At 47.0% G+C, this 13,424-nt stretch carries 13 protein-coding genes; 1 reads left to right on the forward strand and 12 read right to left on the reverse strand.

Annotation, left to right across the window (positions count from 1 at the left end):
* Positions 1-86 precede the first annotated feature (86 nt).
* Positions 87-1,103, forward strand: a complete 1,017-nt coding sequence (locus AB1K89_RS13325) for an AI-2E family transporter (protein ID WP_413055206.1) — start codon at positions 87-89, stop codon at positions 1,101-1,103.
* Between the two features lie 96 nt (positions 1,104-1,199).
* On the opposite strand, the gene AB1K89_RS13330 is transcribed toward AB1K89_RS13325, so the two are convergent.
* The 12 genes from AB1K89_RS13330 to AB1K89_RS13385 form a co-directional block, all read right to left on the reverse strand.
* The gene (locus AB1K89_RS13330) at positions 1,200-1,961 is read right to left on the reverse strand and encodes a PepSY domain-containing protein (RefSeq protein ID WP_413055207.1); all 762 of its coding nucleotides are present in this window, start codon (positions 1,959-1,961) and stop codon (positions 1,200-1,202) included.
* A gap of 278 nt (positions 1,962-2,239) precedes the next feature.
* Positions 2,240-2,896 (reverse strand): PepSY domain-containing protein, encoded by a 657-nt coding sequence (locus AB1K89_RS13335; protein ID WP_413055208.1) that lies wholly within the window; start codon positions 2,894-2,896, stop codon positions 2,240-2,242.
* Between the two features lie 38 nt (positions 2,897-2,934).
* The gene (locus AB1K89_RS13340; protein WP_413055209.1) at positions 2,935-4,299 is read right to left on the reverse strand and encodes an ATP-binding protein; all 1,365 of its coding nucleotides are present in this window, start codon (positions 4,297-4,299) and stop codon (positions 2,935-2,937) included.
* Positions 4,289-4,990: a response regulator transcription factor gene (locus tag AB1K89_RS13345; RefSeq protein ID WP_413055210.1), complete on the reverse strand. Its 702-nt coding sequence runs from the start codon at positions 4,988-4,990 to the stop codon at positions 4,289-4,291. The genes AB1K89_RS13340 and AB1K89_RS13345 overlap by 11 nt, the downstream gene beginning before the upstream one ends.
* 86 nt (positions 4,991-5,076) lie before the next feature.
* Positions 5,077-5,904 carry an undecaprenyl-diphosphate phosphatase gene (locus AB1K89_RS13350; protein ID WP_413055211.1) on the reverse strand — a complete coding sequence of 276 codons (828 nt, stop codon included), beginning with the start codon at positions 5,902-5,904 and terminating at the stop codon, positions 5,077-5,079.
* A gap of 3 nt (positions 5,905-5,907) precedes the next feature.
* A complete protein-coding gene (locus AB1K89_RS13355) occupies positions 5,908-6,519 on the reverse strand; it encodes a DedA family protein (RefSeq protein WP_413055212.1) in 612 nt (203 codons plus the stop codon).
* A 332-nt stretch (positions 6,520-6,851) separates the two neighbouring features.
* On the reverse strand, positions 6,852-8,135 hold the full coding sequence (locus tag AB1K89_RS13360; RefSeq protein ID WP_413055213.1) for a DUF4139 domain-containing protein: 1,284 nt from the start codon (positions 8,133-8,135) through the stop codon (positions 6,852-6,854).
* 35 nt (positions 8,136-8,170) lie between these two features.
* Positions 8,171-8,464 (reverse strand): hypothetical protein, encoded by a 294-nt coding sequence (locus AB1K89_RS13365; RefSeq protein ID WP_413055214.1) that lies wholly within the window; start codon positions 8,462-8,464, stop codon positions 8,171-8,173.
* A 4-nt stretch (positions 8,465-8,468) separates the two neighbouring features.
* Positions 8,469-10,091 (reverse strand): long-chain fatty acid--CoA ligase, encoded by a 1,623-nt coding sequence (locus AB1K89_RS13370; protein ID WP_413055215.1) that lies wholly within the window; start codon positions 10,089-10,091, stop codon positions 8,469-8,471.
* Between the two features lie 109 nt (positions 10,092-10,200).
* Positions 10,201-11,349: an acyl-CoA dehydrogenase family protein gene (locus tag AB1K89_RS13375; protein ID WP_413055216.1), complete on the reverse strand. Its 1,149-nt coding sequence runs from the start codon at positions 11,347-11,349 to the stop codon at positions 10,201-10,203.
* Between the two features lie 69 nt (positions 11,350-11,418).
* The gene (locus AB1K89_RS13380) at positions 11,419-12,189 is read right to left on the reverse strand and encodes an SDR family NAD(P)-dependent oxidoreductase (RefSeq protein ID WP_413055217.1); all 771 of its coding nucleotides are present in this window, start codon (positions 12,187-12,189) and stop codon (positions 11,419-11,421) included.
* A 26-nt stretch (positions 12,190-12,215) separates the two neighbouring features.
* The gene (locus AB1K89_RS13385; protein WP_413055218.1) at positions 12,216-13,364 is read right to left on the reverse strand and encodes a thiolase family protein; all 1,149 of its coding nucleotides are present in this window, start codon (positions 13,362-13,364) and stop codon (positions 12,216-12,218) included.
* Between the last annotated feature and the right edge of the window lie 60 nt (positions 13,365-13,424).

The raw sequence follows: 13,424 nt of genomic DNA on the forward strand, positions 1-13,424 counted from the left end.
GCTTGTAATCTTAATATGCCAAGTGGATACTAACAGTATGGTACTATTATTTACATAATAATTGAATATGTGAGGTACTCGTTTATATGGATTTGATTTCAGATGTATTGCGGAAAAAAGGAGTTAAACGGTTCATTATCTTCGCTTTGATCATCATCATTCTCTTTAGCGTAAGAAGCATGATGAATTTAATCTTGTTGACCTTTATTTTTTCATTTTTAATGAATCGGCTTGTCTGTTTTACAACCAAGTATGTTCGACTTAATCATAAACTGATTGTAATATTCCTCTACACATTGATTGTCGGTTTGTTGACGATCAGCCTCGTCAAATATTTACCGATCATCACACTTGAAATAAGCCAGCTCATTAGGCAAATTAAAAACTTCTCCACACAGTCACATGACAACCAATTGCTCGGATTTCTTGAGTCTGTCATTTCCAGTGAACAAATTAAGAGTTATGTAGAAAACGGATTTTCATATTTACTTAAATCTTTTACTGACATTAGTAAAACAAGTGTGCAAGTGCTTCTTGCAATCATTTTAAGTTTGTTTTTCCTTCTTGAAAAACCTCGGTTAATTGAATTCACAGGTAAGTTTAAGAACAGTAAGATTGCTCCGTTTTATTATGAAATTGAATTTTTCGGCAAGAAATTTTCACGTACATTTGGCAAAGTGATTGAAGCACAGTTCATTATTGCACTCGTCAATACATTTCTGTCTGTCATCGTCTTGATGATTCTTGGATTCCCGCAAATTATCGGATTGGCCATCATGATTTTCTTCTTGGGGCTCATTCCTGTCGCCGGGGTCATCATTTCTCTCGTACCACTGACGATTATCGGTTTTACGATAGGCGGTATTTTAACGGTTGTCTATTTGCTTATAGCTATCATGGTTATTCATGCAGTGGAAGCTTATATATTAAACCCGAAGCTGATGTCTTCCAAAACGGATTTGCCGGTATTTTATACGTTCATCGTCCTCATCTTTTCGCAGAACTTCTTTGGCGTCTGGGGATTGATCATCGGGATTCCAGTGTTTGTCTTCCTCCTAGACATACTCGATGTGACAGACAAAGAACCGGAACAGACTATATAAACAGACATCTATTGTTAGCGAAACAAGCACAAAAAAAGCGGGCAGTATGACAGCTGCTCGCTCTGTTTTTATGTTTTTGACGATTTTTTCAGTTACTCAATCTTCATCCTGTTCAAATGAAAGGACAGCGCCTGTGAAGGCATCGATATCCAACTCATATTCAATGTTGCCGTCTTCCATTTTAATTTCATAAACATTGTCGTCCAGCTCGAAATCGGTTACTACGCCGCTTGCATGTTGTCTCGCAATGGCAATCGCTTGATCCTTCGTTAGCATCGTCTTGTTGTCAACCGATTTCGCTGCCTGTTTTTCTTTTGTCGGTTCAGCGTCATTCGCACCACTGTGACGCTCTTTTTCAAATTTCAATACTTCGCCTGTCACAGCATCCAATTCGATTTCGTATTTGAACTTGGCGTCTTTCATTTCGATGTCGTACTCTTTACGTCCATCATCCGTGTCCAGCTCAATCTCTTTCACTGTGCCCGTTGCCTTCTTTTTAGCAATGGCGATTGCTTCTTTTTCCGTCAACAGCTTGCCGGATACTGCTTGCTTGCTGCTCTTGACCACTTCTTTTTCAAATTTAATGATTTCACCTGTGTACGCGTCTACTTCTAAGTCATACTCAAATTTTTCGTCTTTCAAGTCGATATCGAAATGGTAACGACCGTCGTCTTCATCCAACTCGATTTCCGTCACGTTTCCGCCTTTCACTTTCTCGGTAGCAACCTGTTTTGCTTCCTTCAAAGTGATCATGTTTTCTGCTTTATTAGAAGCACTCGGAACCGAGTCCTCCGCCATTGCAACACTTCCGACAGCTACGACTCCTGCCATTGCAGGGATCAACATCCATTTTTTCATATTTGTTTTCCTCCTTTTTTCTTCTATCTTCATACTACCTTGTGAAGATGAGAGGACATTGAGAGGAATATTAGAAATTGATGAGAATCAATTTCTCAGCCTGTTGACAAACGCTCGCATCCGTTGTTGCTCGTGTCGCTCGTCCGCTCATGAACTTTAGTTCTATTCGCGTCTTCGCTCCACTTCGCGCCTAGGATGACAAGCGTTTTCAATCAGGCTGAGGATATGTTCTATTTATCGTGTTTTTACCTAAAATTGATGAGAATCAATTATTTATTTTAATCATCCCAAGTGACAGTCATCACTTTTCCTGAGATCGCATGGATTTGATACGTGACTTCATCCATATCATCCTCTGTATCGATATCGATTTGTACTAAATAGTAACCACCGTCTGCCGAATTCACAAAGTCCACATCATCGACTTCGCCGATCGCCCCAGCCGGCAATTGGGCCAATCCGATTTTTTTTGCTTGCTGCTCGGAGATGAGAACCGTTTTTCGCGGTTTTTCCTGCTTGCCTGTTTTGTTGGCGCTCGGCTTCGGGACTTCTGTAACTTCGCTTTCCGCCTTGTATGCCGATTCGTCAGGCGTAGCTTCTTCAATTGGAGCTTTTTTTCCTTTATCAATCTCCGTAACGACATTGGATTTCGATGTTTCTTTAGTCTGAATGAGCGAAAGGACTTTGCCCGATCCTGCGTCGACTTCCACGGCGTATTCCGCCCCTGCTCTTGAAACTATCGCTTTATACACAGATCCATCTAACATGAGATCTTCCACTTCTCCATCATAAATCATCGCTATTTGGGAGCGAATCTCTTCTTTTGGCAAAGCTTCCGCCTTCGTCAGCTTTCCTGCCGTATACAGCTGTCCAGCGACGACAATGATGATCGTCAAGACAATCGGGATGAACCAAGGTTTTTTCCATATATTCATGCAAAAATCCTCCTTTCCTTCATCTTACTGCCCCAACATTAAAATTCACTGAGAACCTTTCTTTTTTTCGGAATCAAAATGCGGGTAACAGTTCCCATATCCACGACACTTTCAATCGTCAAGGTGGCGCCAAGTCCATCGGCTATCTCCTTCGCAATGGAGAGCCCCAACCCTGTTCCCCCAGTCTTACGGCTACGGTCCGATTCGACACGGTAAAAACGGTCGAAAATATGTGGCAAGTCCGATTGTGGAATTCCTTTTCCATAATCCTTCACGGTAATTTCCACTACGTTCTGCAAGTTTTCAATAGAAGTGAAGATTTCCCGATCGCTATATTTCCGTGCATTGTCGAGAAGAATGAACAATAGTTGCTTCACAAACTTACCGTCCGTTTCAACGATTGCCGGCCCATCTGCTTCGATGATGATTTCCCTTCCGTACGCTTGCCTCAATGGTTTGACTGCCTCTTCCAGCAAGGAAGTCAAATCGACTTGTGCGAATTCGAACGCATGAGAACCACTGCTCTTTGCCAAGTCGAGCATTTGCGCAATCATTTCCTTCATCCTGCCCGTTTCAGAGATAATTGCATTCAACGCCTCATCGACGACTTCCCGGTTTTCAAAACCACGCCTTGCCAACAATCGGGAGTAGCTCTCGATCACGGTCAACGGCGTTTTCAATTCATGCGAGGCATTTGAGACAAATTGCTCCTGCTTCATATAGTTCTGTCCTAATTGTTCCATCATTTCATTGAACGTCCGTTCCATTTGTGCAAGCTCGTCATTTCCATGTACGACCCCGGTCATCTTTTCATACGTCCCCGATTGCCGGCTTCTGTTCATCGCCGTTATGAGATTTTCGATTGGCTGGGTGACAATTCTACCGAGCGTCATGCTGGAAAGGGTGATCGGAATCATCGCAAATGCAGTAACGCCAATCAATACATACTTCAGAACCCTCATATTCTCCTCAACGCCTGTCAGCAGTTGGGTCATTTTCACTGTAACGACTTCACCTGTCGGCCAAATGATCGGCATCGAAGTGGATAACGCTTCTGTCCCTTCGAATTGGTTGATTGTATATGAATTGCCCGGGTTCACATGACCTTTGACTTTACTAAGCCCCGTTAATGATTCGACAATAACGAGCGGCTTATTGTTGCTATTGACAATGGAGATGGCTCCATTCGCCGGGTTGAATGCACGCAGGATGATGCCCGCATCCACCTCCGTCTCCAATTGGCTTAACGCCGCGGTCAGTTCCTTCGTCCGGCCGAGCAGTTGATCATATTCCGTATTATGGGACATCCTTTCGAATAGGAAATAGATGAGGATATTTGCAAGCATAAGAAGAATGAACATCAATAGGGTCGAAAAAACATGAATCTTCTTTTTAAGTTTCATGGACCGGTTCCTTCAACACATAACCGACGCCCCGTACCGTTTGAATAAGGGAAGGTTCATTCCGTCGATCGATTTTCTTCCGGACATATCGGATATAGACGTCAACTACGTTCGTGTCACCATAATAGTCAAAGCCCCAAACCGCATCGAGCAACTGTTCACGCGAAAGCACCTGATTCGGATGACGAATCAAGTGAAGCAATAAATCATATTCCCTAGGTGTCAAATCAATCGATTCGCCATTCCGCTTCACCTCACGGGACTGCTCGTGGATCGATAAACCGGCGAACTCGTGAAGAAATTCATCTTTCACGACGGTTTTCTTTTGAGAAGTACGTAGAGCCGATCTTATGCGGGCAAGCAATTCATCGATTACGAACGGTTTGGTGACGTAATCATTCGCTCCCAAGTCGAGCCCCGTCACTTTATCTTCCACATCGCTTTTCGCCGTCAATAAAATAACGGGCGTGCCATCTTCCGCCGCCCGGATCCTCCGCAGCACATCCAACCCATTCATACCAGGCAACATAAGATCCAACAGCACAAGATTCCATTCCCGCTCTCTGAACATGATCAGGCCATCCGTCCCTGAATGCGCGACGCCGACCGAATATCCTTCAAACTCAAGCTCCAATTGAAGAACGCGCGCGATCGCTTCTTCATCTTCGATAATCAGTACTTGCTCACTCAAGTTCCTCACCGCCGTTTTTTCTTTAGTGTAGCAGAAGACCGTTTTAGAGAATAAAAAAACGACCCATAATAGGGTCGTCAACTTTATTATAAAAATACGATTGCTGCTAAGACGATTGCTAGGAAAATTCTATACAACGCAAACGGGACAAGCTTGATTTTCGATACAAGCTTCAGGAAGAAGCGGATCGAAACGAGCGCGAAGACAAATGCGCTTATAAAGCCGACGATATAAAATGAAAGGTAATCCATCGTCATATATTCCCAGTTTTTCAGGACCGACACGAGACTAGCTCCCGCCATGATCGGCACCGCCATGATGAACGTGAAGTCCGCCGCGGTTCTATGGTTCATTCCGAACAGGACGCCGCCCGAAATCGTTGCGCCTGAACGTGAAAACCCTGGCCATAACGATAAACATTGGACAAGCCCGACTGTGAATGCCTGCCGATATGTGATCTGATCCAATGATTGGACTTTCGGTCTTTTCGGTCCGAATTTATCTGCCGCTATCATGAGGATTGCCCCTGCGATGAGTGCGAAGATGACCGTTTTAACGCCAAATAAATAATCATCGATCAAGTCTTTGAATGCAAATCCAAGAACGACTGCTGGCAGCATACCAACGACGACGTGCATCAGATTGAAACGGCTCGTCATCTTCTTCCCATCGATTTTATACAAACCGACCAAACTGAGCAACCTCTTCCAAAACACGACGACAACCGCCAAAATCGACCCTAACTGAATGACGATCTTAAATGTGTTGGCCGGATATTTTCCAAGAAACTCCTCCGTCTTCAACCACATATCATCCACGATAATAAGATGCCCTGTCGAGGAGACTGGCGCAAACTCTGTCATCCCTTCCACAAAACCGAGGATCAACGCCTTTAGTAATTCAAATAAATCCATCCACTAAGCCCTCTTTCTACGGAATCGGATGTAACCAATACAAACCGCGATTCCACCAATTGCTAACATCACATAAACAATGTTTGAATAGACGTCCATATAGTGGACGATCGATTCCCAATTTTCACCGACTGCAAACCCTATTGTAACAAGAATGGTGTTCCAAATGAAGCTTCCGAGAATTGTCAATGCAAGAAACAGCGGAAAATTCATATGGGACATCCCAGCAGGAACCGAAATTAGACTACGGACGAGCGGAATAAGACGGCAAAAAAACACTGTCCAAGGACCGTATTTATCGAACCAGTCATCAGCTCTCCTTAAATCTTTTTTCGTTATACGCAGCCAGCGTCCCCGCCGTTCTACAAATCTCTCGAGTCTCGGTACATCGATGAGCAAACCGATACTATAAAGAATCATCGCACCGACGACCGAACCAATTGTAGCAGCGATGATGACGCCTGTTTTCGTCATCGTTGTAAACCCAGTCGCAAATCCACTGAAGGTCAAAATGATTTCAGATGGAATCGGAGGGAAAATATTTTCAATCAACAACAGAAAGCACACTCCAAAATATCCGTGCTCACTTATGAATTCAGTTATCCAATTATCCATGACACTCTCCCTGGTCGTAAAAATTCAATTATATATCCATATTATCAGACGCACCTATTCACTTGGAAGTTCCAACCTGTCCTGATGGATTGTACGTATGAAAAAGGAATAGTATGAATGAAAATGTAGTGGATAAGTATGCGCGAAATGGACTTATACACCGAAAGCTGTGGGTAAGATTGTTTATATGTTTATAATTTCTGAATTATGGAGTGTTTTTGAATGAATATTATCCACATGTGAATAAAAAACACCCAGTGGCCAGTTTTATCCCCGGCGCCGGGTGCTTTTCCACATTTTTTCGATATGAACATAGCTAGGAATGTTATTCTTTAGAAACCGATTGTCCTTCTCGCAGAGCGGTCATGTCGGATTGTGAACTTCACCTTTTCCTCGACATTGACAGGAACATGGACAGGCAGTACGATCTTGTCACGTTTCTTCTGCCATTCATGCGTCGATTCATCCACCGTCCATAAATGTCCCGGAACTTGTTGGCGGATGACAGCTTCGACCGGGGTACCTTTCGTATTGCAAATACTATATTCGTATTCGGTGTACTCATATCCGCCTTCTTTATATTTACCCGCTTTTTTCGCCTTCACTTCAATGTCACAAGCTTCTCCTGATTTCAAACGGACTTTTTCATTCACTTCAGTATGCTTAATCGCGTATTCGCCGATGAATTCCGCACTGCCATCATCCGGGTTCGTCCGATACATCTTAAAAACCCCAGCAGGCAACGGAAAACCGAGACCGTTCTCTACCGTATTGTCAAATTCGATGAAGATATCCGGATTTGACGTCAGTTCGTTGATTTCATAGATTATGCGTGCTTTTGAATTTGTGGATGATAGAAGTCGCAGCTGCTTTTGTTGACGGTCTTCCAAATCGATAGTCTTCGGGAACGTGTACGTATGAAAATCGGAAAAAGCTTCCGTCTTCTGCTTTTCACGCCTCGACAACTCCGCGCTTTTCTCTTCGTTTTCATTGCCCGCCTTGCTCAGCTTACCTGATATGAGACGAAGTTGAGCATCATTGAAAGAGACGCCGGAGTAGTTTTTCATCGACAGCCAGCCCGACAAATCGAAACGGTCACCATGCATGGAAATGACATAATCCGCCTCCCACGATACCCCGCCTGTCAAGTATGAGACACACACCTCATCACTTCGCTGCCCGGCTACTTTCCAGACAAGTGTCGGCTCTACATGATTCCCGCCTTCAATTTCCGGAAAACGCAGTTCGCCCTTCGGATTGATAATCAGCTCTTTCGTCTCGACGTCCTGCATGACGATCGGTCCATTTGCTCGCAGCAATGTGTATGCCCGATCTTGTTTCGTGAACGGATCTTTGATTAATATTTGACGGCCTAAATATCTCTCAAAAATCCTCAATTCATCCATCAGGTCATATTCATAGACAAGTTCCGACAAGTCCACCCCTTCAACAATGATGGAATCGGGCTTCAGCTTCTTCGCCACCCCGACAAAATGGACAGAATCATTTTCGTTGAATTGCGGAATGGAACGTGTATCTTTCACAAGCGCAAAGCCATCATTGTATACAGTAAGGGAACAAGCTGTCGTCTCGGATTTCGGAATTCTGTTCAGCATGCTAATACCTCCTATGTGATTGAACACTTCTTCCATTAAATATGCTCCCTATACGCTATTCCCTTTTCTGATGAAATTAATGCGAAGGTGTGCGAATAAAGTTTATCAGCGACTTTCGGGGTGTTATCACCGACTTGCTGGAGGTTATCACCGTCCACGGCAACTTTATCACCGCTCAGGGAGAGTTTATCACCACTTAGAGATGGTTTATCACCACTCACGCACACTTTATCACCACTTAGGGTGTTTACCACCAATCCCCCGTAAATATGGAGATTCCCCCTTGAAAACGCCAATAAAAAACCACCCGCTGCAAGAGCGGGTGGCATCCATTCACACTTCCAATACATGGCCCTTCAATTGTTCGCGCAAAGCGGTTTTCAGGAATTTCCCGACGGATGTTTTCGGTATTTCGTCCAAGAAGACGACATCGTCCGGAACCCATAGCTTCGCGAATTGGCCTTCCAAATAGGTTAGCAGTTCGGCTTTCAACGCATCGTCCGCGGTTTTGCCCTCTTTCAATACGACACAGGCAAGTGGGCGTTCCACCCATTTTTCATGCGGCATGGCGATGACAGCCGCCTCAAATACCGCTTCATGCGTCATCAAGGCATTTTCGAGGTCGACGGATGAAATCCACTCACCGCCGCTCTTAATTAAATCCTTCGTCCGGTCCATCAATTTCAAATACCCGATATCCGTCATGACTGCGATGTCGCCCGTGTAAAGCCAGCCATCCTTGAATGCCTCCGCCGTCCGGTCGTCCTTGTAATACTCACTTGCAATCCAAGGACCACGCACCGCAAGCTCGCCCATCGTCTTACCATCCCAAGGCACTTCGCCGTCTTCATTCACGACTTTCACTTCAAGCCCCGGCATAATCAACCCTTGCAACGCCCGGATATCGATCCGTTCGTCCATCGGCAAATCCTCCATGCCGGACGTGTAGACCGACAAGCTGACGAGAGGCGAAGTTTCAGTCATGCCATATCCGACATAGAACGGCACTCCGAGTTTCTCTTCAAATGCACGAATCAGCCCTTTCGGAGATGCCGAGCCGCCACTTACGATTCCACGGAGTGAGGAGAGATTTCGCGGATTTAGCTCCTGCTCTTTCAAAACCGCAAGCCAAATCGTTGGCACGCCTGCCGTCAGCGTCACTTTCTCCTGTTCAATCAAGTCAAGCAACAGCTGCGGGTTGAAGCCCGGTCCCGGCAGCACTTGGGTCGACCCGAAAAAGACCGCCGCAAATGGCATCCCCCATGCATTGACGTGGAACATCGGCACGATCGGCATGATGACGTCGCTTTCCTTCAGTCCCATCGCATCCGCCAAACCGAGCGCATAGCTATGCAACACGATGCCGCGATGCGAATAGACAACCCCTTTCGGATTGCCCGTCGTTGCGGATGTATAACACATTCCCGCAGGTGTATTTTCATCCAAGTCCTCCGGATAGTCATACTGATCCGATGCCTCCGCAAGCAACGCCTCGTAGGAATGGACATTTTCCAATGTCGTTTCCGGCACGTCCGTGCTATCACCCATGATGACGTAATGCTTTACCGTCTTGAGCATCGGCGCTAGCTTTTCAAGATGCGGGAAAAGATTATCATCCACAAGCAGGATTTCATCTTCCGCATGATTGATGACGTACGCAATATGCTCCGGCGCCAAGCGGATATTCACCATATGAAGGATAGCGCCCGTACTCGGCACTCCGAAGTACGCTTCCAAATGCCGGTGATGGTTCCAGCCAAACGTCCCCACTTTCGTTCCATGCTTCATCCCAAGCTTCGTCAAAGCATTCGACAACTTCCTCGTCCGCTTCGCAAATTCACGATATGGAATGCGATGGATTGTGTCAGGTCCTGTACGCGATATGATCAGTTTGTTCGGAAAAAATTGCTCGGCTCTTTTAATGAACGACGATAGTAATAATGGTGTTTGCATCATTTGAATCGCTCCCCTTTTGCGCTTTTATAGTGTGAAACATTTACAACCGTCCCCAGCAGTCGCTTGTGCCCACACAATCATATGCGGACAAACTTCCTGCTATTCCCTCCTATAGCCCCATATTCTTCGCAATGATCATCTTCATGATTTCATTCGTCCCCGCATAAATCGAAGCGACCGGGATATCGCGGTATCTCCGTGCAATCTTATATTCCTCCATATAGCCGTATCCTCCGTGCAGCTGCATGCATTCCGCGGAGATTTCACGCGCCGTTTCGGTAATCCAGTATTTCGCCATGGACACTTTCGTCACGACGTCCTTCCCGGCCAAATGATCTTCAATGAGCGATTCGAGAAACGCTTTGCCGAGCTCCACCTTCGTCGCGATTTCCGCAATCTTGAACTGCGTATTTTGGAATGAACCGATCGGCTTGCCGAACGCCTCCCGTGACTTCACGTAGTCGAGCGTCATTTCGAGCATATCTTCCGAAGCCGTCTGTGCTGATAATGCGACGAGCAGCCTTTCCTGCTGGAGCTTTTCCATCAGATAGCTGAACCCTTTCCCTTCCCCGCCAATCAGATTTCCGACTGGCACACGGCAATTTTCGAAGTAGAGTTCGGCTGTATCTTGCGAATGCAGGCCGACCTTGTCGAGCTTCCGTCCTTTCGTAAAGCCAGGCGTCCCCTCTTCAATCATTAGCAGGCTGATGCCTCGGTGTTTCGGTTCCGCGTGCGGATCTGTCTTCACGACGACGAGGAACAGATTTCCGTTCACACCGTTTGTAATGAAAGTCTTTTGCCCATTCACGACATAATGATCGCCGTCTTTTATTGCGGTCGTCCGGATGTTGGCAAGGTCTGAACCGGTTCCGGGCTCTGTCATCGCAACTCCTGTAATAAAATCGGCGGTGATGCATCCCGGCAGCCAACGCTTCTTCTGTTCTTCCGTCCCGTACGATTCGATGTACGGAACGACGATATCATTATGCAGGCCGACCCCCGTCAAGCCCGCTCCGACCCGTTCCATCTCTTCCCCAATGATGACTCCATAGCTGAAGTCGAGACCGAGACCGCCGTATTGTTCTTCCACTTGCGGACAAAGAAACCCCATTTCCCCGAGCTTCCGCCAAAAACTGACGGGAATCAGACGGTCCTTTTCCCATTGATCGTAATGAGGAACCGCTTCTTTCGACAGGAATTTCCGGAGTGTTTCCCTGAATAAAACGTGTTCATCTGTTTCATAACGATAGCGCTTCATAGCTATCTCCCCCTTTATCCCGCTTCAACTAACAATCAGTGGAAGACCACCACTGATTGAAGTTTCACTTTATCTCGGCTGCATCCGGATTGCTCCATCCAGTCTGATCGTCTCTCCGTTCAATAACGGATTCGTAAAGATACTTTCGACGAGCCTCGCGTATTCTTCCGGACGGCCGAGCCGTTTCGGGTATAACGTCAATTCCTCGAGCGCATTTCGCGCAGGCTCCGGAAGTCCGGCGAAGAGCGGCGTTTCAACGAGGCCGGGCGCAATTGTCATGACGCGGATGCCAAACCCCGCAAATTCACGAGCAATCGGCAATGTCATGCCGACGACACCGCCTTTCGATGCGCTGTACGCCGCCTGTCCGATCTGCCCTTCGAATGCCGCCACGGACGCGGTGTTCACGATGACGCCCCGCTCGCCTTCCGCATTCGGCTCATTGTTCATCATGGCGGCAGCCGCCACCCGGATGACATTGAAAGTGCCTGTCAAATTGACATGGATCACTTGCTCGAAGCGGTCGAGCAACATCGGACCACCTTTCGATACGACTTTCCCGGGCGTTGCGATGTCAGCGCAGTTGACGACGGCATTTACCTTCCCGAATGCAGATGCGGCTTCCGCTACATTCGCTTCCACATTTTCAGCGTTCGCCACGTCCGTCTTCAGAAATAAAACATGGTCTTGCCCTAGCTCATCGACCAACGCCTTGCCACGTTCTTCATTCATGTCAAAAACGGCGACTTTTCCTCCCGCTGCGACAATCCGCCGCGTCGTTGCTTCCCCTAGACCGGAAGCTCCCCCGGTGACAATCGCTATGATTTCATGCATTTCCATCTGTCAGTCCCCCTTTATGTAAAACGTTATATCCTTTCAATAATCGTCGCGTTCGCCATTCCCATCCCTTCACAAATGGCGAGCAGTCCGTACCGACCGTTCGTGCGCTGTAGCTCCTTCACCATCGACACGAGCAATTTCGTTCCCGTCGCTCCAAGCGGATGACCGAGCGCAATCGCCCCTCCGTTCGGGTTCAATTTTTCCGGATCCGCCCCAGTATCCTTCAACCAGGCGAGCGGCACCGGTGCAAATGCTTCATTCACTTCATATATATCCATATCACCAATCGTAAGCCCCGCCTTCAACAACACCCTCTTTGTCGCTTCAATCGGACCGGTTAACATCAATGTCGGGTCGGAACCGACAACCGTACGGGCGACGATCCGCGCAAGCGGCTTCAATCCGATTTCTTCCGCCTTTTCCTTTGACATGAGAAGAACAGCGGATGCGCCATCGCTCATTTGACTTGCATTTCCTGCGGTAATGACGCCGTTTTCGTCGAACACCGTTTTCAGGCCGGCAAGCACTTCAGGCGTTGAATCTGGACGCGGGCCTTCATCTCTAGCGACGGTTTCCACTTCACCTTCGACGCGATTCACAGAAACCGGCACAATTTCGTCGTCGAATTTGCCTTCTTCAATAGCCCGGATCGCTTTCTGATGGCTTTCATACGCGAATCGGTCGAGCTCTTCCCTAGATAGCCCCCATTGTTCCGCTATGCGCTCCGCGGATAGTCCTTGGTTGATGATTTCGTGTTTCTCCGTCAGCTTCGGACTCGGTCTGGCGTCTCCCATGTTCGAGAACATTGGCGCCCTCGTCATGCTTTCAACGCCGCCTGCAATGACGATGTCCATGTCACCTGAAGCAATTGCTTGTGCGGCGAAGTGGACGGCCTGTTGGCTCGAACCGCATTGCCGGTCGATCGTGACGCCAGGAACACGGACTGGAAACCCTGCAATCAAAGCCGCTGTACGCGCAATATTGCCCCCTTGTTCACCCGACTGCGTGACGCAGCCTAAAATGACATCTTCCACATCACCTTTATCGATTCCCGCACGAGTAATTAATTCCTCAAGGACGACAGCCGCAAGCTCGTCTGGACGATATTCCGAAAAACCCCCTTTTCGTCTTGCGACCGCGGTCCGCACCCCTTCGACAATGACAACATCCTTCATATCTCGCACCTCATTCTCTGAATTGATTGATAGTTCGTATATTTATAGCTTACATGAAAG

The sequence above is a fragment of the Sporosarcina pasadenensis genome, assembly GCF_047228845.1.
In the GTDB taxonomy this organism is placed as follows: Bacteria; Bacillota; Bacilli; order Bacillales_A; family Planococcaceae; genus Sporosarcina.